23 protein-coding genes, 1 tRNA gene and 2 pseudogenes are annotated in these 25,412 nt (G+C 71.6%); 8 read left to right on the forward strand and 18 right to left on the reverse strand.

Annotated elements, in window-relative coordinates:
• Window positions 1-72 precede the first annotated feature (72 nt).
• The 6 genes from HW130_RS27905 to HW130_RS27930 all read right to left on the reverse strand — a co-directional run bounded on the left by HW130_RS27905 (window position 73) and on the right by HW130_RS27930 (window position 5,969).
• Window positions 73-555: a phospholipase gene (locus tag HW130_RS27905; RefSeq protein WP_177152512.1), complete on the reverse strand. Its 483-nt coding sequence runs from the start codon at window positions 553-555 to the stop codon at window positions 73-75.
• A gap of 174 nt (window positions 556-729) precedes the next feature.
• A complete protein-coding gene (locus HW130_RS27910; protein ID WP_177152513.1) occupies window positions 730-1,380 on the reverse strand; it encodes a response regulator transcription factor in 651 nt (216 codons plus the stop codon).
• A complete protein-coding gene (locus HW130_RS27915) occupies window positions 1,359-2,615 on the reverse strand; it encodes a sensor histidine kinase (protein WP_177152514.1) in 1,257 nt (418 codons plus the stop codon). The genes HW130_RS27910 and HW130_RS27915 overlap by 22 nt, the downstream gene beginning before the upstream one ends.
• A 105-nt stretch (window positions 2,616-2,720) precedes the next feature.
• Window positions 2,721-3,308 carry a lytic polysaccharide monooxygenase gene (locus HW130_RS27920; protein ID WP_177152515.1) on the reverse strand — a complete coding sequence of 196 codons (588 nt, stop codon included), beginning with the start codon at window positions 3,306-3,308 and terminating at the stop codon, window positions 2,721-2,723.
• Window positions 3,309-3,428: 120 nt separating this feature from the next.
• On the reverse strand, window positions 3,429-4,613 hold the full coding sequence (locus tag HW130_RS27925) for an SPFH domain-containing protein (protein WP_177152516.1): 1,185 nt from the start codon (window positions 4,611-4,613) through the stop codon (window positions 3,429-3,431).
• 75 nt (window positions 4,614-4,688) lie between these two features.
• Entirely contained in the window at window positions 4,689-5,969 is a 1,281-nt protein-coding gene (locus HW130_RS27930) for a peptidoglycan-binding protein (RefSeq protein WP_177152517.1), read from the reverse strand.
• A gap of 202 nt (window positions 5,970-6,171) precedes the next feature.
• Between HW130_RS27930 and HW130_RS27935 the strand changes: the two genes are divergently transcribed.
• The 3 genes from HW130_RS27935 to HW130_RS27945 all read left to right on the forward strand — a co-directional run bounded on the left by HW130_RS27935 (window position 6,172) and on the right by HW130_RS27945 (window position 9,967).
• A tRNA-Lys gene (locus tag HW130_RS27935) sits at window positions 6,172-6,245 on the forward strand.
• Between the two features lie 270 nt (window positions 6,246-6,515).
• The gene (locus tag HW130_RS27940; protein ID WP_177152518.1) at window positions 6,516-9,401 is read left to right on the forward strand and encodes a DNRLRE domain-containing protein; all 2,886 of its coding nucleotides are present in this window, start codon (window positions 6,516-6,518) and stop codon (window positions 9,399-9,401) included.
• A gap of 20 nt (window positions 9,402-9,421) precedes the next feature.
• Window positions 9,422-9,967 carry a hypothetical protein gene (locus tag HW130_RS27945; protein WP_177152519.1) on the forward strand — a complete coding sequence of 182 codons (546 nt, stop codon included), beginning with the start codon at window positions 9,422-9,424 and terminating at the stop codon, window positions 9,965-9,967.
• 58 nt (window positions 9,968-10,025) lie between these two features.
• Here HW130_RS27945 and HW130_RS27950 read toward each other — a convergent pair whose 3' ends face one another.
• From HW130_RS27950 to HW130_RS27980, 7 genes and pseudogenes are all read right to left on the reverse strand, one after another.
• Entirely contained in the window at window positions 10,026-10,709 is a 684-nt protein-coding gene (locus HW130_RS27950) for a class F sortase (RefSeq protein ID WP_177152520.1), read from the reverse strand.
• Window position 10,710: 1 nt separating this feature from the next.
• Window positions 10,711-11,289, reverse strand: a complete 579-nt coding sequence (locus tag HW130_RS27955) for a hypothetical protein (protein ID WP_177152521.1) — start codon at window positions 11,287-11,289, stop codon at window positions 10,711-10,713.
• 94 nt (window positions 11,290-11,383) lie between these two features.
• Window positions 11,384-12,163: an HAD-IIA family hydrolase gene (locus tag HW130_RS27960; RefSeq protein WP_177152522.1), complete on the reverse strand. Its 780-nt coding sequence runs from the start codon at window positions 12,161-12,163 to the stop codon at window positions 11,384-11,386.
• 73 nt (window positions 12,164-12,236) lie between these two features.
• Window positions 12,237-12,458, reverse strand: a pseudogene (locus HW130_RS27965) (hypothetical protein); the annotation flags it as partial.
• Window positions 12,442-12,796, reverse strand: a pseudogene (locus HW130_RS27970) (GntR family transcriptional regulator); the annotation flags it as partial. The pseudogenes HW130_RS27970 and HW130_RS27965, both read right to left, overlap by 17 nt.
• A gap of 30 nt (window positions 12,797-12,826) precedes the next feature.
• On the reverse strand, window positions 12,827-13,669 hold the full coding sequence (locus HW130_RS27975; RefSeq protein ID WP_218184054.1) for a hypothetical protein: 843 nt from the start codon (window positions 13,667-13,669) through the stop codon (window positions 12,827-12,829).
• A gap of 141 nt (window positions 13,670-13,810) precedes the next feature.
• On the reverse strand, window positions 13,811-14,941 hold the full coding sequence (locus HW130_RS27980) for an ROK family transcriptional regulator (RefSeq protein ID WP_177152523.1): 1,131 nt from the start codon (window positions 14,939-14,941) through the stop codon (window positions 13,811-13,813).
• 76 nt (window positions 14,942-15,017) lie between these two features.
• Here HW130_RS27980 and HW130_RS27985 point away from each other — a divergent pair, with 76 nt between their 5' ends.
• Together HW130_RS27985 and HW130_RS27990 are read left to right on the forward strand one after the other, a co-directional pair.
• A complete protein-coding gene (locus HW130_RS27985) occupies window positions 15,018-16,106 on the forward strand; it encodes a Gfo/Idh/MocA family oxidoreductase (protein WP_177152524.1) in 1,089 nt (362 codons plus the stop codon).
• A complete protein-coding gene (locus HW130_RS27990; RefSeq protein WP_177152525.1) occupies window positions 16,103-16,615 on the forward strand; it encodes a heme-degrading domain-containing protein in 513 nt (170 codons plus the stop codon). The genes HW130_RS27985 and HW130_RS27990 overlap by 4 nt, the downstream gene beginning before the upstream one ends.
• A gap of 117 nt (window positions 16,616-16,732) precedes the next feature.
• On the opposite strand, the gene HW130_RS27995 is transcribed toward HW130_RS27990, so the two are convergent.
• The 4 genes from HW130_RS27995 to HW130_RS28010 form a co-directional block, all read right to left on the reverse strand.
• Window positions 16,733-17,593: a fumarylacetoacetate hydrolase family protein gene (locus HW130_RS27995; RefSeq protein ID WP_177152526.1), complete on the reverse strand. Its 861-nt coding sequence runs from the start codon at window positions 17,591-17,593 to the stop codon at window positions 16,733-16,735.
• Window positions 17,594-17,726: 133 nt separating this feature from the next.
• Window positions 17,727-18,467, reverse strand: coding sequence for a YidC/Oxa1 family membrane protein insertase (locus HW130_RS28000; protein ID WP_177152527.1), 741 nt, complete (start codon window positions 18,465-18,467; stop codon window positions 17,727-17,729).
• 95 nt (window positions 18,468-18,562) lie between these two features.
• Entirely contained in the window at window positions 18,563-18,892 is a 330-nt protein-coding gene (locus tag HW130_RS28005) for a DUF6412 domain-containing protein (protein WP_177152528.1), read from the reverse strand.
• A gap of 104 nt (window positions 18,893-18,996) precedes the next feature.
• Entirely contained in the window at window positions 18,997-19,254 is a 258-nt protein-coding gene (locus HW130_RS28010; RefSeq protein WP_177152511.1) for a hypothetical protein, read from the reverse strand.
• On the opposite strand from HW130_RS28010, the gene HW130_RS28015 reads away from it, so the two are divergent.
• Window positions 19,145-20,233, forward strand: a complete 1,089-nt coding sequence (locus HW130_RS28015; RefSeq protein ID WP_177152529.1) for a sugar ABC transporter substrate-binding protein — start codon at window positions 19,145-19,147, stop codon at window positions 20,231-20,233. The genes HW130_RS28010 and HW130_RS28015 overlap by 110 nt on opposite strands.
• 103 nt (window positions 20,234-20,336) lie before the next feature.
• Here the strand turns inward: HW130_RS28015 and HW130_RS28020 are convergent, their stop codons facing one another.
• Window positions 20,337-21,068, reverse strand: a complete 732-nt coding sequence (locus HW130_RS28020; RefSeq protein WP_177152530.1) for a class E sortase — start codon at window positions 21,066-21,068, stop codon at window positions 20,337-20,339.
• Window positions 21,069-21,180: 112 nt separating this feature from the next.
• On the opposite strand from HW130_RS28020, the gene HW130_RS28025 reads away from it, so the two are divergent.
• The gene (locus tag HW130_RS28025) at window positions 21,181-22,185 is read left to right on the forward strand and encodes an SEC-C domain-containing protein (RefSeq protein WP_177152531.1); all 1,005 of its coding nucleotides are present in this window, start codon (window positions 21,181-21,183) and stop codon (window positions 22,183-22,185) included.
• Between the two features lie 66 nt (window positions 22,186-22,251).
• Window positions 22,252-25,386 carry a DEAD/DEAH box helicase gene (locus HW130_RS28030; protein WP_177152532.1) on the forward strand — a complete coding sequence of 1,045 codons (3,135 nt, stop codon included), beginning with the start codon at window positions 22,252-22,254 and terminating at the stop codon, window positions 25,384-25,386.
• The last annotated feature ends 26 nt before the right edge of the window (window positions 25,387-25,412 follow it).

Below are 25,412 nucleotides of genomic sequence, written 5' to 3' on the forward strand. Positions count from 1 at the left end.
CCGGGGTTCGAGTCCCTGGCGGCGCACGCACAGCGAAGGACCTCTCGCCCGGCGAGGGGTCCTTCGGCATGCTCAGGTCACGGGGGCCTCGGCCGGCGCCGTCACGCCGAAGACTGCCACCGCGTGGTAGTACGTCCAGGCGGTCGAACGGCACGAGGTGCGCGTCGCGCCCGAGTACCGGGCGCACACCCGCTTCATGTCCTCGTAGAACGCCGAGTCCAGCCGCGTCTTGTTGGCCGCGAACGTGCCGGCCGCCTTGTAGTTGCGGTAGCCGAAGTCGTGGCGGGCGCAGGCCGTCCTGAAGGGGAAGCCGAACGGGTTGTCCGGGGACGAGGAGCAGTAGTCCGTGGACCAGTTGAATCCGTACGCGCTCCAGGCGCTCGGGTTCGCGCGGGCGGCCGCCCAGGCGTGGTAGCTGGTGACGCTGGTCTGCGTCCAGGAGCTGAGGACCTGGGGCTTGTCGGCCGGCGCTGCCGACGCGGCGGATGCCGGCAGGAGCGCGGCGGGCACCGCGAGAGCGGTGGCCACGAGGGAAAGGGCAAGTCGGCGACGCATGCAGAACCTCCTGGCGAAGAGCGGGAGTTGGTGCACGCACGTGGCCTGTCCACGGCGGATCCAGAGTCCCGCTCGACGCGCGTCCTGCACAGCGTGTACGCGCCGGTCGAAAGGGTGAACTCATCCCGACGACCCGTCACGCGTGGGCCGTTCGGGAAGGGACACGACGCCGCGTCAGCGGAGGTAGGCGAGCACCGCGAGCACCCGGCGGTGGGTGTCCTCGGCCGGCGGCAGGTCGAGCTTGGCGAGGATGTTGCCGATGTGCTTGCCGACGGCCGCCTCGGTGACGACCAGCTGCCGCGCGATCGCCGCGTTCGACTTCCCCTCCGCGACCAGCGCGAGGACCTCCCGCTCGCGCGGCGTGAGAGCGGCGAGCGGATCCCGGCGGCGGCGCAGGAGCTGCCGCACGACCTCGGGGTCGACGACCGTGCCGCCCGCTGCGACCTGTGTCAGGGCAGCCAGGAACTCCTCGACCTGGCCGATGCGGTCCTTGAGCAGGTAGCCCACGCCCGAGCCGTCGCCGGTGCCGAGGAGCTCGGCCGCGTACTCCCGTTGCACGTACTGGCTGAGCACCAGCACCGGCAGGGCGGGGCGTTCGGCGCGCAGGGCGACGGCGGCGCGCAGTCCCTCGTCCTGGAAGCCGGGAGGCATCCGGACGTCGGTGACGACGAGGTCCGGATCATGGGCGGCGACCGCGTCGCGCAGCGCGCCGGCGTCCCCGACCGCGGCGACGACCTCGTGGCCGAAGCGGCCGATCAGCGCGATCAGCCCCTCGCGCAGCAGGACACCGTCCTCGGCCAGGACTATCCGGAGAGCGCTCGGCAAGGGATCTCCACTCGCAGCAGGGTCGGCCCGCCCTCCGGGCTGTCGACGGTCAGTGTGCCATCGAGGACGGCGAGCCGATCGGCCAGACCGGTCAGCCCGGTGCCCCGCTCGGGCTCCACGCCGCCGCGGCCGTCGTCGTGCACCTCCACGACGAGCCGGTCGCCCGTGTGCCGCGCGTCCACCCGGGCCAGGGCCGCGCCGCTGTGCCTGCCGACGTTGGCGAGGGCCTCGCAGACGGCGAAGTAGGCGGCGCTCTCCACGGCCCCCTCCAACCGGGGCAGTGCGATGCCGGTGTCGACCGGGACGGCCGAGCGGTCGGCGGCGTCCTCGAGCGCGGCGCCGAGCCCGTAGTCGGTGAGAACCTGCGGGTGGATGCCGTGGATCAGCTCTCGGAGCCCGGTCAAGGCGCGGCTCGCCTCGTCGTGCGCGGCGGCGAGCCGGGCGGCGAGGGGCCCCTCGGGTGCGTCGAGCCGGGCGAGACCCAGGGTCATGGTGAGAGCGACGAGCCGCTGCTGGGCGCCGTCGTGCAGGTCGCGCTCGATACGGCGGCGTTCGGCCTCGAAGGCGGCGACGAGCCGGGCCCGCGACCGGGTCACCTCCGTCAGCCGCTCCCGCAGCTCACCCTCGCGCGGGGCGAGCAGCAGCCGGGTGAGCTGGGCGCGCGCCCCGGCGAGTGCGGCGAGCGTGTACAGCAGGACGGGCAGGAGCAGCAGCCCGGCGGCGGCCGCCGCCAACGCCTGCGGGTAGGTGGTGACCAGCACGGTCTTCACCACGCGCGCCTCCTCGCCGTCGAGCGCGAGCTGCAGGGGCGCCGCGGCCAGCCCGGCGGGCAGTCCGACCCCGACGCACACGGCCAGCACGTCGAGCGGCCACAGGACCAGGGCATGCATCAGCCCGTAGGCGAACTCCCGCCAGGTCGCCTGTTCGCCGAGGCGCACCCGCAGCCAGGCGGCGAGGCCGGGCGTACCGGGAGTGCGGTGCGGACTGGGCGCGCTCTCGCGGTCGGCGATCCGCAGCCTGCGCCGCTCGACGACGGCGAGGGCGGTCCCGCCGAGGAAGAGCAGCGGCAGCCCGACGAGGACGAGAGAGAACGCGGCGAGCACGACGAGGGCGGAGAGGGCGACGACTCCGGTGACGGCGCTGCTCGCCAGGTACGCGGCGGCCCGCCAGGGCCATCCGCTCAGCAGGAAGTCCCGCCGGCTCAGCGCCTGCCAGGGGTTACGTACACCGTCCATGGCGCACACGGTAGGCGCGGCGCGGCGGCGCGGGCCATGTGCCCAGGGGGTGTACGGGGGTAGGGCCTGCCCTACCCCCGTGACGGACCGCCAGGCGACGTCCCCTCAGAACTGGACGTCGGAGCAGGCGTAGAACGCGTTGGCCGTGTCGTGGACGGTCCACACCGCCAGGATCAGATGGCGTCCGCTGCGCTGGGGCAGGTTGCCGGAGTGGGAGAGCGTCGCCGGCGGCTGCTGACCGCCGTAGGGCACGGTCAGGAAGGGCTGCGACTCCAGGGCGGCCCTGGTCAGCGGCTGGCCGGGGTTCCAACCGGGCTTGGTGATGAAGTACTTGAAGTCGGTGGTGCGGTGCCGGGCGGTGAACTGCCACCGGAAGGTGTAGTTCTGGCCGGAGCCGACCCTGGTCGTGGGCCAGGCGCCGCCCCGCGGGTCGTCGAGCTGGGCGAACTGCGACAGGCCCGCCGAGCAGATCCTGCCGTCGGCGGGGCCCGCGGCGGGGAAGCCCTTGGGGCCCTCGACACTCTGCGGTTCCCACTGGATGGGACCGCAGTTGCTCACGGTGCCGTTGGCGCAGAGCTTCTGGCGGCTGATGGGTGAGTCGGTGTAGCCGTGGCTGCTGGCGCTGCCGGTGGCGAGCAGGGTGGCGCCCGTCACGGCGAGGCCGACCACGGCCGCACCTATCTTCTTTCGCATGCTGGCTCCAGGAAGAACGTGGGGGAGTTCTGTGGGACGTGCGGCACGCGTGCGGTAGTACCTATTCCGGTCTAGACCAAGTTCCAATGTATTGACGCGAGTTCACCATGTCCAGACCAATCACGAAGGGGCGTGCCACCGCACCGCGCCCTCGGCCCGGCCCGTGTAGAAGGCAACGGTCAGGTCCTTCACCAGCGCCTTGCGCTCGTAGTCGTCCGGCTCGATGAGCCCCCGGCAGGTGAGCCGGCTCACCGTGTCGTCCACCGCGTCGACCACCGAGGTCAGGACGCTGTCGCGATGGCGTTCGTCGATCGCCGCGATCCGGCGGCGCTGCATGGCGTCCGCCACCTCGGGTGCGTAGTCGATCGCCGTCGGCTGGGCCGTGAAGATCTCGATGCCCACCGGGGCGCACTCGGCCGCGAGAGCCTTCGTCAGCGTGGCCCCCACCTTCTCGGCGTCGCGCAGCGTGGGGACCGCCTCCCCGAAAGCGTCGGCGGGCAGTTGCGAGAGCACCCGGGTGGTGGCCAGCTCGACCTGCTCCCTGAGGTACGCCTCGTGGTCCTCGACACCGAGCACCGCCCGCGCGGCGTCCTTGACGCGCCACACGACGAGCACCACCACCCGCAGTGCCGTGCCCTCGGCGTCGCGGGCGGGCATCGGCTCGCTGCGCCAGTGGCGCAGCCGTACGTCGACGCGGCGGCGCAGCACCAGCGGGCTCATCCACACCAGTCCCGTACGGCGCACGCTGCCCCGGTAGTCGCCGCAGAGGGTGAGGACCCAGGCGTGGCCGACGGTCCCGCGGCCGAGTCCGCCGAGCCCGAACAGCGCGAGCAGGACACCGAGCGCGAGCAGGCACCACAGGCCGATGCCGATGCCCCGGTACGGCGGCGGGGTCACCCCGATCAGGGCCGCGACCACATCCGGCACGGCCCCCGTCCCCCACAGCACGGCGCCGATCCCGGCGAGCGAGAAGGTCCCGGCGACGAGCCCGGTCCAGCCGGGCAGTACGGGTCCGGGACGCTCGGCCAAGGACGGGTCGACCGGCGGCACGGACGCTTCGGGAGCCGCCACCGGCGGCGGTGCCGGCGGCGGGGTGGAGCGGCCGATCCTCGGCTGCTCGCCGGTGCCCTGCCGCCGGGAGACGACGGCGGGTCTGAGGTCCGGGGGCAGCTTGAGCGGCCCGTTGTCGTCCCGGAAGAGCAGGTGCACCGGGATCTCGGTCGTCGTCTCGCCCGCGATGACGGGGCTGCGCCGCTGGCCGTCGGACGGGACCGTGCCCTCCGGCTCCGACATCGTGCTGTTCATGCCGCCTCGGCTTTCGCTCGTTGCTCGTGTCAGCTCGTACTCATGACGCATCGGTGGCGGGACCGGCCCGCCCGGTCAGCCGGCGGCGAAGAGCCGCCGCCAGGTCTCGGGGCCCGGGTAGCCGTCCGCCTCACCGCCCCGCCAGCCCTGTGCGTGCTGGAACGCCTGGACGGCCAGCCGGTGGGCCTCGCTCCAGCGCGACGAGGGGCCCGCGGTGTCGTACCTGCCGTAGCCGCGCTGGACGAGCTGCGTGCCCAGCCGGCTGATGTGGCCGCTGGACCGGCCGGGACGGAAGTGGTCGCGCCCGGGGAAGGCGGGCGGCCGCGCCGCTCTGGAGCCGCCGAGCACCGCGGCCGGAATGTCCTTGCCCTGCGTCTTCGTCAGCAGCCGCCAGGTGTGGGGCCCGGGCAGTCCGTTCGCCTCGGCGCCCCGCCACCCCTGGGCCCGCTGGAACGCCTCGGTGGCACGCCGGTCGGCGTCGGACCAGCGCGGTCCCGGGCCGTCGGCGTAGAAGCGTTTGCCTCCGCGCGCCATCAGCATCTTCCGGAGTTCGCTGACGTACTGGTTGGCGGCGCCGGGGCCGAAGGAGGCATCACCCGGGTAGGGCGTGGCCAGGCTCGCGGAGCCCCGTGCCGGCGCCGAGGTGACGACGCCCTTGTAGCGGTAGGCGACGTAGCTCGCGGAGTTGTTCCAGTACGCCATGGGTGTGGCCTGTTTGCGGGTGTGGGGCTTGGTCTGCTCGTACGCGACGTAGTAGGAGTGCGTGTAGTCGGTCCAGCCGCCGAAGATCGTGACGTGCGAACCCTTGGTGGGGTCGTCGGGGTTGTGGAAGAGCAGGATGTCGCCGGGCTGCAGGTCCTCGCGGAGGATGCGGTCGCCGAACTCCGCCAGGCTGCCGGTCCACTCGTTGCTCCCGAGGTTCCAGGCCATGGACACATAGCCGGAGCAGTCCTGGCGGTAGCCGTCGGACCAGTACTTCGACATGCTGTACGGCACCTTGGCGCTGACCCACTTCTTCGCGCGGTTGATGATCTGCGCCCGGGTCGACGCCCGCAGGACCTGGTCCCGAGCGGGCTTGCCCGACGGCCCGTACAGGGGACCTTCGGCCCCCTGCTCGGTCGACGGCCCGGGGTCGGAGGAGGGCGCGGTCCGCGCGGCCCCGGGGACGTACTCGGCTGCCGTCGCCGCCCCCGCTCCGCCGAGGACCAGCCCGACGGCGGTGACGAGCACCAGTGCGCGGCGGCAGCCGTGGGCGGACGGGTGTGCTCCGGCGGCGGACGCCCTGTGCCGCCAAGCGCATCCGGCGCAGGCGCAGTCACCGGCGGGCTCGTACTCCTCGAAGACCGGCACGGCCATACGCGTCCCCTCCGCAGCTGCAGTCGACAAGATCTTCTGACGGTCTCTCACGGGCATCAGTGTCCCCAATGCCATGACCTGATGCATTTTGACCGATAGAAGGGTAAAAGCGATGATCCGACAGGCCGGGCGCGGCGAGGGAACGAGAGTGCGACGACACGGAGCACCCACGGGAATCGGGTAGAGTTCTCCAGGTCAGCAGGCGCCGCTAGCTCAGTTGGTTAGAGCAGCTGACTCTTAATCAGCGGGTCCGGGGTTCGAGTCCCTGGCGGCGCACCGGCACACGAGGCCCTCGTCCGACGGACGAGGGCCTCGTGCTGTCACTCCCTCGGGAGCGCGGAACGCTCGGCCGGGCACGCGACCGCCACCGAAGTCGATCTTCCTTCAACTGCCGCTCCGGACACCGGAGTTCCTCATTCCGGCCATGATCACCATCACATCCCCGACTCGTGAAGATCCAGGACGCGGCGGGGCGCCGACTGCCACGATTCGTATGCCAGTTCTAAGGCAGTTCTCATGCAGCAACTGTTCCGGAGGCTGAACCACGTGCACAGATCGACCCACCTGCCCGACGGCAGAACAGGGCGGCGCGCCGGCTCCCGCAAGCGGCCCGGACGGTTCGCCGTCCCGCTGTCCCTGGTCCTTGTCGCCGAGGCGGGCCTGATCGCAGCGGCCGTCTCTCCTGCCGAAGCCGCACCCCGGCCGCCCGCCGCCGCCCAGGCCGCTCCTTCACAGCAGAACGACGCACGGATCACCGAGGAGGCCGCGGCCCGGCTCACCGCCGCCGCGCAGGACCGCCGGATCGAGGTGACCGGGGCCCGTACGGAGAACACCACCCTGTGGGCCAACCCCGACGGGACCATGTCGCTGGAGACCCACTCGGGCCCCGTCCGCTTCCGCAAGAACGGTGCGTGGGTCGCGGTGGACACCACGCTCGTCCGCAACGCCGACGGCTCGGTGAGCCCGAAGGCCCATCCGCGCGGGCTCCGGCTCGCGGGCGGCACCGGCGCGCAGGGCGGCACCCTGGTCACCCTCGGCGGCACGGACCGGTCCGTCGCCCTCGGGTGGCAGGGCGCTCTGCCCCGGCCCGTACTGAAGGGCAACAAGGCCACCTACGTCGACGCGCTGCCGGGCACCGACCTCGTGGTCGAGGCCACACGGACCGGGTTCGAGCAGTTCCTCGTCGTCAAGAACCGTGCGGCCGCCGAGCGCGCCGCGGACGTCAGCATGCCGCTGCGGACCGAGGGCCTGAAGGCCGAGAAGGGCGCCGACACCTCGGTCACCTTCACGGACACGGCGACGAACAGGACCGTGGGCAAGCTGCCGACGCCCGTGATGTGGGACGCCTCGCGTGACCCGCGCGGTCTGTCCGGGAGCAACCGGGCGCCGGTCGGTCTCGACGTGAGCGCCGCCAAGGGCGGCTACAGGCTCGACGTGAGCGCCGACCGCGGCTTCCTGGCCGACAAGGACACGACGTACCCGGTCACCATCGACCCGGCGATCTACTTCGGTACGAATTTCGACACGACCGTTGTCAACGGCGGGACCGCCGACCTCTCCGGCGACGTCGGCCTCCGGGTCGGGCGCGAGTGGCAGAAGAACGAGGCGCGCTCGTTCATCCAGTTCCCGCGCGACGCCTCGGTGACAGGCCAGGACATCCTCAACGCCGAGCTGAACCTCTACGCGGTGTGGTCCGACTCGTGCGAGGCCCGCGCCTGGGAGGTGTGGGACACCGGGACCGTCTCCACCGCCACCCGCTGGAGCAGCCAGCCGGCCTGGCGCACGAAGGCGGGCACCTCCACCGCGACGCACGGCCACACCGACTGCGGACCGCGCTGGGTCTCCCAGGACATCACCCCGATCGTCAAGCAGTGGTCCCAGGTGGACCGGACGGTGGACACCGTCGGCCTGCGCGCCACGGACGAAACCGACTACAAGGCGTTCAAGATCTTCGCGTCCGCCGATGACGCCGCCCACGCGCCGTCGGTCCTGGTCACGTACGAGACCCCGGCCGACCCGGTCAAGGACCACGTCGTGTACTGGAACGACGTCCTCCAGCAGACCTTCCGTGAGGTCGGCGGCGCCCCCGGTCCGCTGGCCCGCGCCGGCGCCATGATGCACGGCGCGATCTACGACGCGGTGAACTCGGCCAAGTGCGCCGAGGGCTCGGTCCATTGCCTCGGCGACCCCTATCTGATCAAGGCGACCGCGAGCAACGGCGCCGTGCCCGACGTCAACAGCGCCATCGACCACGCGGCCTTCGACGTGCTGCGCAGTGTCTACCCGGGGGCGAACTTCGACGACGAGATCGCCGCGGCACGCGCCACCATCCCGCCCGCGGTGAGCGCGGAACAGCGCGCGGCCGGCACGTCCGTCGGGCAGCAGGCCGCAGCGGCCATGATCAGTGCCCGCCAGGGCGACGGCTCGGCGTCCACAGCGCAGTACACCGGCAGCCAGACCCCCGGCTACTGGCGTCCGACGGACGGCAAGCCCGGTGCCACGCCCGACTGGGGCCTCGTGAAGCCGTTCGCCATGACCTCCGGTTCGCAGTTCCGGCCCGCCGGGCCCGCCGGGCACACGGTCATGGACAGCCTCCTGAAGAGCCCCGCGTACGCCACCCAGGTCAAGGACGTGAAGGACCTCGGCAAGAGCGACTCCACCGTCCGTACGGCCGATCAGCGCGAGGCCGCCCTGTTCTGGGCGAACGACCTCGACGGCACGTACAAGCCGCCGGGCCAGCTCTTCGAGCTGACCCAGATCCTTTCGCGGGACCAGCGCCTGACCGTGGCCGGCAACGCCAAGCTGTTCGCGCTCGCCGCCTTCTCCATGGCCGATGCCGGCATCTCGGCCTGGGACGCCAAGTACCGGACCGACATCGACCTGTGGCGGCCCGAGTCCGCGATCCGGGCCGACGGGGACGGCAACGCGGGGACGGTCGCCGATCCCGACTGGCAGCCTCTGTCGCAGGACCGGACCGGCACGCACTTCTCGCCCAACTTCCCGGCGTACGTCTCCGGGCACGCCACCTTCGGCGGCGCGTGGGCCAAGGCCATGGAGAAGTGGTTCGGCACGGACAGCATGACCTTCACCGCGACCACCGAGGACCCGCACGCCCTCGGCGTGACCCGCACCTTCACCAGCTTCTCCGCCGCCGCCGAGGAGAACGCCGTCGGCCGCGTGTGGCTGGGCGTCCACTACCGGTGGGACGGTACGGACGGAGTCGCCTCCGGCCGGCAGATCGGCGAGCAGGTCGCGGCGACCAGGCTGAAGGCCAACACGGCTGCGAACTGGGTGAAGTTCGGGGATCTGCACAACCTCGGCGGCTGTGACGCGGTCGGCAAGCGGCTCGTGGCCGAGCACCGCTGGAACGCGTACCAGTGCGTGGCGGTCTCGCCCGCCACCAGCCCCGACCACGTGCTCTACGTCAAGTAGCCGAGGAGGAGACAGAAGCGATGCGTCTGTTCAACAGAGTGTCCGGCGTGCGGCCCACGCGGCTCGTCACGGCGGTCGTGGCGGCGCTGGCCGCCGCCGCGGTCGCGGCACCGCTGTCCATGGCCGACCCGAACCCGGGGACACGGACCACCGCCGCCGGCGCGGAAGCCGGTACGCCCGGGGACCTGCTGGGCACCCCGGACAACCCGCGCGTGTCCGACGGCCCGTACGCGGGCTTCCAGTTCTGCGGCGCGCCGCAGCAGCCGGTCGTCACCTCGGGCTCCGCGACGCTCGCCGCGACGCTGGAGTCGGTGGCCCCGCCCGGAACGGTCGAGAAGCCCGGCGAGGCGGCACCCGGCCGGAAGGTGGTCTTCGAGGTCGAGGAGGCGGACGGAAAGCCGGTGCTGCGCCGGCAGACGGTCAGCGAGACCAGCCAGAACGCCGCGCTCCAAGTGGCCGAGGGCCGGCTCGCCGACGGCGACTACCGCTGGCGGGTACGGGTCCAGGACGGCGACGCCGTCTCGCAGTGGACCGCCTGGTGCGGCTTCACCGTCCGCACCGCGTGACCGCATGACCGTGTGACCGCAGGCCCCCGGCGGGTGACGCCGGGGGCCTGTCGCGTCGCTAGCGCGTGCCCGTCAGGTACGCGGAGACGACGACGTTCGCCGTGTAGCTGCCGGTCGCCCGGTCGAAGGCGCCGCCGCAGGTGATCAGGCGCAGCTCGGCCCGCCCCTCCTCGCGGGGCCCGTAGACCGCGCGCGCGTCGAACCGCTCGCTGCCGAAGACCCGCACGTCGTCCACGGTGAACTCGGCGATCCTGCCGTCTGCCCCCGTCACCCGGATCCGTTCGCCGGGCCTGGCCGTGCTCAGGTCGTAGAAGACGGCGGGCCGTGTCTCGGTGTCCACATGACCGACGAGCAGCGCCGCGCCCCGCTCGCCGGGCCGCGCGCCCCCGCCGTACCAGCCCACGGTGTCCGGCGTATCGAAGGGCGGCGGTGCGACGCCGCCCCGCTCGTCGAGACCGCGCACGACGACGGGGGCGGACAGGCCGAGAGCGGGCATCTCGACGCGGCGCGGTTCGGCGGCGTCGAACGGGGCGTGCGCGGGGGGCATCGGGACACCGGGCGGACGGCCGACCGCCGCCATGTCGCCCGTGGTGAGCGCCGACCTGCCGGCCGCTCCGCCGGGGGCCCCGCCGCCCCAGAGCCACAGGACGAGCACGAGGAACGCCCACAGCACGCCGACGACCGCCCGGACGGTGCCCGAGCCGCGGATGGCGAGCCGTGCGCGCGGCCGTGTGCCGGACATCTCAGTCGGAGTCCGTACGGCGGCGGCGCACGCTGCGGACGGCGACCGCGACGGCGGCGGCGCCCGCGAGCACGAGGCCGATCACGGTCTGGGTGGCGCTGGGGCCGGCGTCCTCCTGTTCGACGGCGGCGACGGGCGCGGCGATCGCCACCGTTCCGCCGCCACCCGCGCGGACGGGCGCCACGGGGGACGCGTGCGCCGCTGTCACGGGCTCGGCGGTCCCCGGCAGCCGGCCGACGACCTCGAGGCGGCCGGAGGAGGGGTACTCGCGGCCGTCGCAGCGGACGCGGACGTCGTAGGCGCCGGGCCGGACGTCCGACCGCACGCTCGCCTCACCGGTCAGGCCGCGGGACCCCTGCCGGGCCGTCAGCTGCGCGTCCGTCGCGAAGACCTCGGATCTCGCGGTGGCGGTCGAGCCCGTGCAGCCGGTGGCGCTGATGCCGACCTGGCCTCCGGGCGCCGTCGTGGCGGGGGCGAGGACCGCCTTGGCGGAGTCGTCCGCGACGGCCGCCGTTGCGGGGGCCAGGATCAGCGCGGCGGCCACCCCGGCAGAACGGAGAGCAATCGAACCTGCACGCATCGTGAACCTCCTGATAGGCCAAGAGTCACGCGCGCGGGCCGATCCCGCATCCGCAGAGGGTGCCGCCACGTCCCCGAAGGGGCCTTTGACCTGCCTAGACGCGATCCACGAGGTCGGCGATCGAGTCGACGACCTTCGACGGCCGGAACGGGTACTGCTCCACCACGGCGGGCGTCGTGGACCCGGTGAGGACCAGGAACGTCTCCATGCCGGCCTCCAGGCCCGCGAGCACGTCGGTGTCCATACGGTCGCCGATCATGGCGCTGGTCTCGGAGTGCGCGCCGATCGCGTTGAGCCCGGTCCGCATCATCAGCGGGTTGGGCTTGCCCGCGAAGTACGGCTCCTTGCCGGTCGCCTTGGTGATCAGCGCGGCCACGGAGCCGGTCGCCGGCAGCGGGCCCTCGGCGGAGGGTCCGGTGTTGTCCGGGTTGGTGCAGATGAACCGGGCGCCCGCGTTGATCAGCCGGATCGCCTTGGTCAGCGACTCGAAGCTGTACGTGCGCGTCTCGCCGAGCACGACGTAGTCCGGCTCGTGGTCGGTGAGCACGTAGCCGATGTCGTGCAGCGCCGTGGTCAGGCCCGCCTCGCCGATGACGTACGCGGTGCCGCCGGGGCGCTGGTCGTCGAGGAACTGGGCGGTGGCGAGCGCCGAGGTCCAGATGTTCTCGACGGGTACGTCGAGGCCCATGCGGGCGAGCCGGGCGTGCAGGTCGCGCGCCGTGTAGATGGAATTGTTGGTGAGCACCAGGAACGGCTTCCCGGTCTCCCGCAGCCTCTTGATGAAGGCGTCCGCGCCCGGGATCGGTACGCCCTCGTGGATGAGGACACCGTCCATGTCGGTGAGCCAGGACTCGATCGGCTTGCGCTCTGCCATGTGGCGGACTCCTGCCGTGCAAACGTGCGTGCTGGGGCGCCGCGACAGCACTGTGGCGACGCCCCCAGCCTAATCAGGAAGCCTGGATCTTGACCCCGTCGATAACCCAGTACCAGTTGTTGGAACCGGTGTAACGGAAGCGGAAGCTCACGTTCGAGGCCCCTGCGGGCACGTTCACGGTGGGGGACTGCGGCTGGGACAGGACGTCGGCGGTGTAGCTCTTGACCAGGGCCGGCGACTCGTCGGTGGCGAAGGCCCAGCCGCGCCAATCGGTCATGCCGCCGCAGCCCATGGCGGTGGCGTGGCCTGCGGCCCTGCCGCCGTACGCCCTCGGTGGAGCTCGCGAGCGACAGCGACTGCTCCGGCTTGGGACCGGCGACGACCTCCGCGGCCCCCCTGCCGGCGCAGGCGCCCCTCCAGCAGCAGCTCGCGCAGCGCCTGACGCACCGTCTCGCGCGAGACCTCGTAGCGCACGGCGAGATCACGCTCGGTGGGCAGCAGCCCGCCCTCGCCCAACTCGTCCATCACCTGCGAGATACGGGCCTTGACGGCGTAGTACTTGGGGATGCGGCCGTGCTCCGGAATGCCGGAGCGGACGGGGGCTCCGGGCGCCTGGTCGTTCGGGTAGTCCACGCGAGGATGCTTGCAGACGTGGGTGAACGGTCAGCGCCGGCGGGTCCCGAAGCGGCGGGACACCAGCAGCAGCAGCCCGGTGCCGATCGCGATGACCGCGCCCGCGGCGGCGACGCGGACGGCGGTCCGGGAGCCGGTGGTGGCGAGCTCGTCGAGGGAGCGGGCGAGGGCCGAGTCCTCGGGGGCCTCGGTGACGTCGAAGCGGTAGTCGCCGGACGCGCCGACCCAGTCGCCGTCGTTGCCCCTGCGCTGGACGACGGCGGCGTTCACGGTGACGGTGTCGGGCGCGGTGCCGGCGGCGAGGGCGAGGCGGACCTTGACGGTGACGGTCTTCCCGGCCGGCACGACGAAGCCGCGGAAGCCGTCGTCGAAGGCGCCGATGATCTCGTCCTCGCTGGAGCGCTCCAGCGTGACGGGCCGCCAGCGTCCGGCGTCCTCGTCGCGGAACTGGACGTGGACCTTGTCGGCGGTGAGCCCGGGGCCGCGGCCGGTGAGGATGACCACGGGGTGGATGCGGTGGCACAACTCCCGGGTGGTGTTGGTGAGATCGAGCCCGACGCTCTGGAATCCGCCCCCGGGACGGACGGTGCGCGGGCCGCCGTGGATCCGGGTCCGGATGGGGAAGTCGGGGTCGGCCTCGTTGCCGCAGGTGGGCTGCTGGTCGGCGGGCAGATCCCCGGGCCGGTCCTCGCCCACGGGCGCGCCGCCGACGCGACCGGCGTCCTCGGCGCGGGGCACGCCCCGTACGGGAGCGGCCGCCGGAGCGGTCTTTGCCGCGTGATGGGCGGCAGGCGCGGCGAGGGCCGTCGCGGGGCAGACGGCCGTCAGCGCCGCTGTCGTGGCTGTGAGGGCGAGGGCGTTGCGCAGTCGCATGAGGGGCCTTTGCTTGCTCGCGTACGGCCGGGGGACGCCTGCGCCGTGGCGCGGGCTCTGCCATCGTTGCCCGGGGCGGCCCGCCGTGTACGGTCGCGTACCGCCGAACAGCGGCCTCGCACCCCTCCCGTCAGCGCTTTCTCATTCACCCTCGTGCGCGGCGAACGCCGCCCGCGCCCGGCCGAAGACCGGAGCCAGCACCAGTTGCGCCGCCCCCTCGGCGACCGTGCGCCCCTCGCCGCCCGCCGTCGTCACCGGCACCCGGCTGCGCGCCGCGAGCACCGCGCCCACTCCGCGGACGAACTCGTCCTGCGCCGCGTCCACCACCCGGCCCCCGAGCACCACCCGGTCGATGTCGAGCAGCCCGACCAGGTTGGCGGCACCGACGCCGAGCACGCGCGCCGCGCCCGCGATGTCGCCGCGGGCGACGGCGGCCAGGCACAGCGCCTCGACGCAGCCGCGGTTGCCGCAGCCGCACTCCGGCCCGTCGAGCTGGACGACCTGGTGCCCGAACTCCCCCGCCCCCGTCCGCGCGCCCCGGTAGAGCTCGCCGCCGAGCACGAGTCCGGCGCCGAGTCCCGTACCGAGGTGGAGGTACGCGAAGGAGTCGCCGGGGCCGCGCAGCGCCAGGCCCAGCGCGGCGGCGTTGGTGTCCTTGTCGAGGACCACGGGCAGCCGCAGCCGCGCGGCGAGCTCGTCGCGCAGCGGGTAGCCGTCCCACTCGGGGAAGCCGGTGACGCGGTGCGGCACTCCGGTGGCGTGGTCGAGCGGCCCGGGCATGGCCACGCCGACGCCGAGCACCCGGGTCCCGCCGCCACCGCGCCCCGCCCCGGCGATCAGCTCCCGTACCTCCCCGGCCGCCCCCGCCAGCACCGCGTCCGCTCCCGCGCCCAGGTCGAGCGGGGCCGTGCGCGTCGCGACACGTGCGCCCGACAGGTCCAGCAGGACCGCCGTCAGCTCGTCGCGGTCCAGGTGCAGGCCCACCGCGTGGCCCGCCGCCGGCAGCAGGCGCAGCACCGTGCGCGGCTTGCCGCCCGTGGAGGCGCGCCGGCCGGCCTCCGCGGCCAGGCCCTCCTCGCGCAGACGCCCGACGATCTTGCTGACGGCCTGCGGGGTCAGCCCGGTGCCCTCGGCGAGTTCAATGCGGCTGATGCCCGCCTCTCCGGCCGTTCGCAGCAGGTCGAGCACCAGCGCCGCGTTGTGGCTGCGCAGAGCGGGAAGGTTCACTCCGGCCCCGCCGCCCCTCGGGTCGGCGCCGTCGCCTCGTCTCATGCCCGCCTCCACCCTCGTCACCCTCCCATTCTCCGCAGCGGTTGCACTTTGGCAACAGCGTTGCTTAAGTGGAGCCATGACTGGATCCGGCTCCCCCCTCCGCGTCGGACTCGTGGGCTACGGCCTGGCGGGCTCCGTCTTCCACGCCCCGCTGATCGCCACCACCGACGGCCTCGTCGTCGACACGGTCGTCACGTCGAGCGAGGAGCGCCGGGCGCAGGCCCGCGCCGCCCTCGGCGACGGCGTGCGCTTCGCGGCGGCCCCCGACGAGCTGTGGGAGCGGGCGGACGAGCTGGATCTCGTCGTCGTCGCCTCGCCGAACAGGACGCACGTCCCGATCGCGACCGCCGCCCTGGAGGCCGGTCTCGCCGTGGTCGTGGACAAGCCGGTCGCCGGCACCGCCGCCGAGGCGCGCGCCCTGGCGGCCCTCGCCGACGAGCGCGGCCTGATGCTGTCGGTCTTCCAGAACCGCCGCTGGGACAACGACTTCCTCACCCTCCGCCGCCTCGTCGCCGACGGCGAGCTCGGCGACGTCCAGCGGTTCGAGTCCCGTTTCGAGCGCTGGCGTCCGCAGCCCAAGGGCGGCTGGCGCGAGTCGGGCGACCCGGACGAGATCGGCGGCCTGCTGTACGACCTGGGCAGCCACGTCGTCGACCAGGCGCTGACTCTGTTCGGCCCCGCCGCGCGGGTGTACGCGGAGTCCGATGTGCGCCGCCCCGGCGCCGCGGCCGACGACGACACCTTCATCGCGATCACACATGAGGGCGGCGTCCGCTCCCACCTGTACGTGAGCGCGACCACCGCCCAGCTCGGTCCCCGTTTCCGGGTTCTCGGCTCGAAGGCCGGGTACGTGAAGTACGGGCTGGACCCGCAGGAGGCCGACCTTCGCGACGGCAGGCTGCCGGCCGCGGGCGAGCCCTGGGGCGTGGAGCCGGAGGCGCTGTGGGGCCGCGTCGGCGCCGGGGAGTCCCCGGTCACCGGCGGTGGCACCCCGGTCGAGACCCTGCCCGGCGACTACCCCGCCTACTACGCGGCCGTCGCCGCCGCCGTGCGCGACAAGACCACCCCGCCGGTGACCGCGCTCGAGGCGGCCGCCGCCCTCGACGTCCTGGAAGCCGCCCGCCGCTCCGCCCGCGACGGCGTCACCGTGGAGATCACCGCATGAGCACCCCCCGCCACCACCTCACCGTCGACGAGATCGTCGAGCAGGAGCGGCGGCTGACGCTGCACCACTTCACGCACGACGACGCCTGGAAGCTCGGGAGCCTGCTCGTCGAGATGGCGCACCTGCGCAACGCGCCCGTCGCCATCGACATCCGGCGCGGCGCCCAGCAGCTGTTCCACTGCGCCCTGCCGGGTTCCAGCGCCGACAACGACGCGTGGATCGACCGCAAGCGCCGCGTCGTCGAGCGCTACGGCGAGAGCTCGTACCTCGTCGGGGCACGGCACCGCGCCAAGGGCACGACGTTCGAGGAGTCCTCGCGGCTGGACCCGGACGTGTACGCGGCCCACGGCGGCTCCTTCCCGATCACGATCGAGGGGGTCGGCGTCGTCGGCTCGGTCACGGTCTCGGGCCTGCCGCAGGCCGACGACCACGCGATGGTCGTCGAGGCGCTGGAGCGGTTCGCCGCGCACGCCGACGGTTCGAGCGGTACGGCCGGGCCGCCTTCCTGACCCGCCGCACCGCCCGCCGCGTCCGCCTCGGCAGCCGCCCGTCCCGCCGGCGCGAGGCGAGCCGTGCGCAGGCCCGCCGCCGGCGGCATCCACCGATGCCGCCGGCCCGGTCGGCGGCTACGCGTCCTTGAGCTCCTGCCGCTGCCGCCCGAGCCCCTCGATCTCCAGCTCCACCACGTCGCCGGCGCGCAGGAACGGCTTCGGCTCCGGCTGCCCGAGCGCGACGCCCGCCGGCGTACCGGTGTTGATGACGTCGCCCGGGTACAGGGTCATGAACCTGCTGAGGTAGCGGACGACATCGGCCACCGGGAAGATCTGGTCGGCGGTGGTGCCGTCCTGCTTGAGTTCGCCGTTCACCCAGAGCCTGAGCCGCAGCGCCTGCGGCTCGGCCACCTCGTCGGCGGTCACGAGCCAGGGCCCGAGCGGGTTGAACGTCTCGCAGTTCTTGCCCTTGTCCCAGGTGCCGCCGCGCTCGATCTGGAACTCGCGCTCGGAGACGTCGTGGGCGACCGCGTACCCGGCGACGTACGACAGCGGGTCCTCGTCGTCGGCGATGTAGCGCGCCGTACGTCCGATCACCACCGCGAGCTCGACCTCCCAGTCGGTCTTGCGGCTGCCGCGCGGCACGAGCACGGTGTCGTCCGGGCCGACGACCGTGTCCGCCGCCTTGAGGAACACGACGGGCTCGGCCGGGGGCTCGGCGCCGGTCTCGGCGGCGTGGTCGTGGTAGTTCAGCCCGATGCACACGACCTTGCCGACACGGGCCAGCGGCGGCCCGATCCGCAGCCCGGCGGCGTCGAGTACGGGCAGGTCACCGGCTTCGGCCGCGGCGCGGATCCGGTCGAGGGCGGCGGCGTCCGCGAGCAGCGGGCCGTCGATGTCCGTGACGAGACCGGACATGTCGCGCAGGGTCACCCCGTCCCCGTCGAGCAGGGCGGGGCGCTCGGCGCCTGCCGTACCGACACGCAGCAGCTTCATGGTTTGTCTCCCCTGGTCGAGTGCGTCGAGTGCGGACCCGGCCCGACAGGTGCGGCCGTCGGAGGATCGAAGGGTTGGCTGATCCTCCAAGACATCCGACCACCCTGCAAGACCCTGTTCACAACCTGGACCTTTACGGGGCGGTAGCCAACGCCCCGGCCACAGGCATGTCCCGGTAGAGGAACACCCGCTCCACCGCGGACCAGGTGGTGCTCGTGACGACGTACAGCGCGGCGGCGAGCGGCACGACGGCGACGGTGATCAGCGTGGCGAACGGCATCAGCGGCATGACCTTGAGCATCGCGCCCATACCCGGCGTCTGCTCCCCCGCCACCGTGGGCGCGGCCGCCATCTGCCGCTTGGTGCGCAGGTAGGTGAACGTCGCCACGGCGGCGACGATCCCGAAGAGGGCCAGGTACACGAGCCCGGCGCCGCCGAGCACGCCGCCGTCGGACAGCGCGTCCGCCCAGCGCCCGCCGAGCGGGGCGTCGAAGAGGGTGTGGTCGAGCAGCCCGTTCGGCTCGCCGCCGATCCGCGCGCTGGAGAACAGGTGGTACATGAGGAAGAACGCCGGCAGCTGGAGCAGGGACGGCAGGCAGCCTTCGAGCGGCGACACCTTCTGCCGCGCGTAGAGCTCCGTCGTGGCCTTCTGCAGCCGTTCCCGGTCGCCCCCGTGCTTCTCGCGCAACGCGGCGAGCTCGGGCGCGAGGCGGGCGCGGGCCTTGTGACCACGGGCGGCGGAGCGGGACAGGGGATGGACGGCGAGCCGTACGAGCGCGGTGAAGACGACGATGGCGGCGGCGGTGGCCGAGGCGGCGAACAACGGGTGGAGCAGGTCGGCGAGGCGCTCGACGAGATCGGCGAATACGGACATGGGTGGGCCCCTCCAGGGGTCGTGTCGTGCCGGGGAACGGGTCATGCGGGGCATGGCGGCATGACGGCCCGTGGAGGGACTTCAGGGATCTGTCGCTACACGGCCGCCGGAAGGAGGCGGCCGGGGGCGCGGGGGCGCGTGCGGCCCCGGGCGTCGGGATCCCGCTGCGGGAGGAAGGCGGTGCGCTGCTCGCGGTCGCGGATCGCCGTGCGCACCCGGGTGCGCGGCACGACGGGCGCGCAGCGCGCGCTGATGACGGCGCAGACGACGAGCGCGGAACCGGCCGCCGCGGTGGCGGTCGCGGCGAGCGCGAGGGCGGCGGTGAGGCCGTCGCCGTCGACGAGAACCGTCTCGACGAGCACCTCGACGAGGAGGAAGAGCAGGAGCACGGCGGGACGGAACACGCTTGTCGTGCGACCGGGCACGCGTCCCCCTTCTCCTGTACCTGACGTCCGAGGCTTCCGTTCCTGTACACGAGCGGCGGCACCGCTTGGTTCCCGGCCACCCGGAAAGCCGACGGACAGCGCTTTCACCACACCTTCGCCACTTGTTCAACACGCAACACCGTTGCCATCACGTTACGTGTGCGGCTCTTGACGCCCAGCAGTGGCAGAGAGTTGGCTTTGCGCCACGTCGGCCGAAAACTGGCGGCCTGTCCTGGAGGTTGGTTTCCACAAATGAACAGAAGTGTGCGTAGTGCCGTGGCGGCCGCTTCAGCCTCTGTCCTCGCCTTCTCACTGTCCGGCTGCGGCAGCGAGGAGCACAGCGGTGTGATCAGCAACGACATCGTCGTGGGCCTGCTCCTCCCGGACCGGGAGGCAGCGCGCTACGAGAAGTTCGACCGGCCGGTCATCGAGGACAAGGTCGACCGGCTGACGATCGGCGAGGGCAAGGTCGTCTACGCCAACGCCAACCAGGACGCCTCGCTCCAGGCCCTCCAGGTCGAGAACATGATCGAGGACGAGGTCGACGTGCTGATCCTGGACGCCGTCGACGCCAAGGCCATAGCCGGCAGCGTCGCGAAGGCCGAGAAGGCCGGCATCCCGGTGGTCGCCTTCGACCGCCTGGCCGAGGGACCGATCGACGCCTACACCTCGTTCGACAACGAAGAGGTCGGCCACGTCCAGGGCAAGGCCCTGCTGAAGGCCCTCGGCAACAAGGCCAAGAACAGCCGGATCGTCATGGTGAACGGCGCTCTCACGGACCCGAACGCCGCGCTGTTCAAGAAGGGCGCCCACGCCGAACTCGACGGCAAGGTCGCGGTCGGCAAGGAGTACGACACCGAGGAGTGGAGCCCCGAGAACGCCGAGGCCAACATGAAGGCCGCCATCGACGAACTCGGCGCCGACGCCATCGACGGCGTCTACTCCGCGAACGACGGCATGGCGGGCGGCGCCATCGCCGCCCTCAAGGCCGCGGGCGTCACCCCACTCCCGCCGGTCACCGGCCAGGACGCCGAGCTCGCCGCCGTACAGCGCATCATCTCCGGCGAGCAGCACATGAGCGTCTACAAGCCGTACGCACCGGAGGCCGCCGCCGCGGCCGAGATGGCCGTGGCGCTCGCCAAGGGCGAGTCCCTCCACACCGTCGCGCAGACGCACGTGGACAGCCCGACCACCAAGGACATCCCCTCCGTCCTGGTCCCGGTCATCGCCCTGACCCAGGCCAACATCGAGGAGACGGTCATCAGGGACGGCATCTACACGGCCGAGGAGATCTGCACCCCGAAGTACGCGGCCGCGTGCGCGGAGCTGGCCATCGGCTGAGGTCGGGGGCGTACCGAAGGCGTACGGCCGACGCGAGCCCGGCGTACCGGCCAACGCGGGGCCCGGCGTACCGACGCCGGAACCCGCCCACGCCCCGGCCCCGTCACCGGGGCCGCATGGAGGTCAGCTTCGCCCAGACCACCAGCCGGTACCGGGAGCTGAACTCAGGGGTGCACGTCGTCAGGGTGAGGTAGTAGCCCGGCTCGCCGTACCCGGCGGACGGCCGCACGAGACTGCGCGGCACCGGCGCGATGACGCCGGTGTCGCGCGGCGTCGTCTGCGGGAGCCGCTGGTCCACGGCGTAGTCGAAGACCCCCTCACGGGTGTCGATCCGGACGGTGTCGCCGGTACGCAGCCGGTCAATGTACCGGAAGGGCTCGCCGTGGGTGTTGCGGTGCCCGGCGACGGCGAAGTTCCCGGCCTGACCGGGCTGCGCCGTCCCGGGATAGTGCCCGATGTACCCCCTGTCGAGGACGCCGTGTTTGCCGATGCCCTGCGCGACGGGGGCGACGACGCCGAGGCGGGGGATGCGCAGCACGGCGTAGGCCTGGTCCCAACGGGGCGTTTCGGGCGGTTCAGGCGATTCCTGCGGGTTTCGTCGCGTCGGCGCGGGCCTCCCGTCCGGAGCCCCGGCCTCCCGCCCCCAGTCCCGCTCCAGGGCCCGGACCTGGCGCTCCGCACCCTGCCTGGCCTGCTGGTTGGTCCACCAGAGCTGGTGGACGACGAGGAGGAGGACGACGACCCCGAGGGTGACGGTCACCTCGGCGGCGGCCCACAGCCCGCGGGCGAGCGCCGCCCGCGCCCGCCGCCGTCCTGCCCCGCGCCTCTGCCGCACGGGCGCAGGGTAGGGCCAGGGGCGTCAACTCACCAGTGCCGAGGGCGACTCCGTACCGCTCGCCGCGATACGGCACACCGCACGTACACCCGATCACAGTACGGTGTGGTGCATGCGCCCCGACACGCCTGCCGACCACACCGCCGAAGCCGAGCGCCTGCTGCGCACCGCAGCGCGGTATCCCGAGGACGACGAACAGCTGCTGCTCCAGGCAGCGGCCCATCTGGAACTGGCCGGCGACCGCGACCGCGCGTCCGGCCTCTACGACCGCCTGCTGGCCGCGGAGCCCGAGCACCCGCAGCTGATCAAGGCCCTCCAGGCGGCCAACCTGTGGGAGTACGGCCACGAGGCGGAGGCCCGCGCCCTGATCGCCGGCATCCGCATCGCGGCCCCGGCGCAGGCCGCGCCGTGGGAGATCATCGCCGAGACTCTGGAGTCGCACGACGAGCTCGAGGCGTCCCACGAGTGCTTCACCGAGGCGCTGACCCTGCTGCTGCCCGAGGACGACGACGTCCCGTACGCGACGCGCTCGCTCCTCGCGGGCCGCCACCGCGTGCGCCGCCTGCTGGGCCTGCCCCACGACGACCACGACTCCCTCGCCGACCGGGTCCACACGGCCCACACCCCGGACGTGACGCTCGACGAGCTCCACGACCCGAACCGCCTGTGGGCGCTGGGCTCGGACAACCCGGCGGAACTGAAGGCCGAGATCGCCCGCCTGCGCTCGGAGCTTGGCTCGTTCCGCTCGGCCCTGTCGCGCCCGTTCCCGGTGGCGGTCCTGCACTGGCCGGCGGACGAACTGGCCGAACTCCTGGAGGCGTACCCCGAGCTCACGGCGGAGTACCCCTCGCACGAGACGCACCTAGCGACGATCGAGTCCTCTCTGCGCGACCTCGCCGCCACGGGCACGGAGAACCTGGGCATCGTGACGGCCACGGTCCCGTCCTACGAGGCCTTCGCGGCCTCGGAGGCGTCGTCCCCGTCGAACGTCTCCCTTCTCCCCCAGTACGCCACGACGCTGGCGGCCCGGGGACGTGCGGTGGCGTGGCCGCCGGCGCGGGGGGCGGCGTGCTGGTGCGGGTCGGGGAGGGCGTACAGGGAGTGTCACGGGGGGTAGGCCTCCGGCCTTGGCTGTCGGTGCTGCCTGCTATCACTGGCAGGGCCTAAACGGGGAGGGAATGCGATGCCGGGTCCCATGGATGCGAGCCGACCGGTCACCGGTCTCTACGAGCAGCTGATCACTCTGCGCCTCGAGACTCACCTCAAAACTTTGAGCACTGATCGGTGGCTTGCGATCGACGGGCTGGTGGGACCCGAGTCATCGCCTCACGTCATCGCGCGGCATGTAGCAGACACGACGCGGCGCGTGCTGGAGCAACTGCCCGCGTCTGAGCGGGTCCACGCCGCGAACCACATCCTTGAGTCGATGAACACGATCGAGGGAGCGCGAGAGTGGATTGACCTCGTGGCTGATGGCCCACGCCAACTGCTGGCCATTGCTGAGCAGGAAGCTAAGGGCGTCTACTCCATCCGGCCCGCTACGCCGCTCTCCGACACCGCCCTCATCACCAACTCGCCTGAGGACCCTAGCCTCGGCTTTGAGGTGCGTGCCGAGCTCGCGACCGCTGACCGCGTAGACCTGCTCTGCGCCTTCGTTAAGTGGCACGGACTCCGTGTAATCGAACAGTCTCTTGAAGCCGCGCACGCCCGAGGTGTCCCCCTCCGCGTCATCACCACCACATACATTGGCGCCACTGAGCGCCGCGCCCTCGATAAGTTGGTCCAGAAGTTCAACGCCGAGGTCAAGGTCAACTACGAGCTGCGGTCTACACGTCTCCACGCGAAGGCATGGCTCTTCCGTCGTCACAGCGGCTACGACACGGCGTATGTCGGCAGCTCTAACCTGTCAAAGGCCGCGCTTCTCGACGGCTTGGAGTGGAACGTCCGTCTGTCGTCGATCGCAACGCCTGATGTGCTGCGCAAGTTTGAAGCGACCTTCGACTCCTACTGGAGTGATTCCGCATTCGAGCGGTACGACCCCGTTCACGACGCTGGTCGCCTGGACGATGCGCTCCAGCTGGCAGGACGTGGCACGAGCAGTCTTGAAGGCCGCCGCGTCACCCTTTCTGGGCTGGAAGTACGTCCGTACCCGCATCAGCGAGACATGCTGGAGCGGCTCGAAGTCGAGCGCACGGTGCACGATCGGCACCGGAACCTCTTGGTCGCCGCCACCGGCACCGGCAAGACCGTGATGGCTGCACTGGACTACAAGCGCCTTCGCCAGCAGCACGGCCGTGACCTGCGCTTGCTGTTCGTCGCACACCGCCAGGAGATCCTTCGGCAGTCCCTTCGCACCTACCAAGACGTTCTCGTCGATGCAAACTTCGGCAGCGAGTTCCATAGCGGGATCAATCCAGACGAGTGGACGCATGTCTTCGCAAGCGTCCAGTCCCTTAATTCCCGATCGCTGGAGCGGTTCGCTCCTGACCACTTCGACGTCATCGTCATCGACGAGTTTCACCATGGAGTGTCGCCGACCTACCGCAAGATCATTGATCACTTCCAACCACTCGAACTCCTGGGGCTCACTGCCACACCCGAGCGGATGGATGGCCGCAACGTCCAAGACGAGTTCTTCAATGGACGCATCGCGGCGGAGATGCGGCTCTGGGAGGCTCTGGAAAACGAACTCCTCAGCCCCTTCCACTACTTCGGCGTAACCGACACCACGGACATGAGCGCCCTTACATGGAAGCGCGGTTCATACGACGCGTCGGCACTGAGCAATCTCCTTACTGGCAACCACGCCCGAGCGCGTCTTGTGGTGCAAGCCGTCATCGACAAGGTGACCGATCCCGCTTCAATGCGTGCGCTGGGCTTCTGCGTCTCCGTCGCACACGCCCAGTTCATGGCCGACTTCTTCCAGCAGGCCGGTCTCAATGCCGTTGCCCTGTCTGGAGAGACCCCGCGGGAGCAGCGCAAATCTGCACTGGAGGCGCTGAGGGCCGGCGACCTGCAGGTGATCTTCTCGGTCGACCTCTTTAACGAGGGCCTTGACGTTCCCGACGTCGACACACTCCTCCTGCTGCGCCCGACGTCGAGCGCCACCGTCTTCCTTCAGCAGCTTGGCCGCGGACTTCGACGCAGCGAGGGCAAGGCAGTTCTCACTGTCCTGGACTTCATTGGGCAACACCGCAAGGAGTTCCGCTTCGAGGAGCAGTTCCGGGCGCTCACGAACCTAACCCGCAACCGACTCCTGGCCCACATCGAGCATGACTTCCCGCAGCTGCCGTCCGGCTGCCAGATCATCCTTGAGTCCAAGGCCAAAGAACTGGTCATGAACAACATCCGTAGCCAGATCGGCGTCAACGTCACGCAGCTGGCACGGGAGGTCGGCAAGTACGGCGAGCAGCGACTCACGGCGTATCTGCAAGAAAGTGGCCGCGAGTTGAAGGAGCTCTACCGAGGCACGGGTAACTCCTGGACAGGACTCCTCCGCAGAGCAGGATTGCTGAGGTCCCCCGCCGCAGAGGGTGAAGCCGCGCTCTTCAAGCGGGTGTCCGCATTCCTTCACGTCGACGATCCGGAGCGTGTAGCTGGGTACACGAAGCTCCTTGAGGATGACGCTCCCAGCTATGAGGAGCTCGATGAACGTGAGCAGGCATACGCCCGGATGCTCTATTTCTCGCTCTGGCCCCTCGGCGGCTTCGCCACATATACAGAAGCGCTGAACTCACTTCGCCCGCACAGTGCCTTCCGCGACGAGGTCCGCCAGATACTGGCCTACAACCTCGACCGCACCGACCACGTCCCGGTCCCCCTCCTCGGCGGACTGGCTGGCCTGCCGCTCACTGTCCACGCGTCGTACAGCCGCGAAGAGATATTGCCAGCACTCGGCCAGTCCTCCATCGGCGGCTCCATGCCCGGCCACTTCCAGGAGGGCGTGAAGTGGTGCGAGAACATCCAGACGGACGCTCTGCTGATCACGCTGGAGAAGGACGAGAAGGACTTCTCTCCCCAGACGCGGTACCGGGACTTCGCGATGAGCAACTTCCGCTTCCACTGGGAGTCCCAGAACCGGATATCAGACACCTCCCCTACCGGCGTCCGCTACCAGACCCACAAAGAACACGGCTCCCACGTCTTGCTGTTCGTCCGCCGCTACAAGAAGACGGACATCGGCGGACCCCAGCCATGGATGCTTCTGGGACCCGCCGAGTACGTCGAGCACACCGGTAGCAAGCCGATGGCGATCACGTGGGACCTACGGCACGAGATCCCGGCGGACGTGTTGACGTACTCGGCGATCGCGGGTTAACAGCCACTACTCGGCGCCCAGTCGTT

Source organism: Streptomyces sp. PKU-EA00015, assembly GCF_013387495.1.
Lineage (GTDB): Bacteria > Actinomycetota > Actinomycetes > Streptomycetales > Streptomycetaceae > Streptomyces.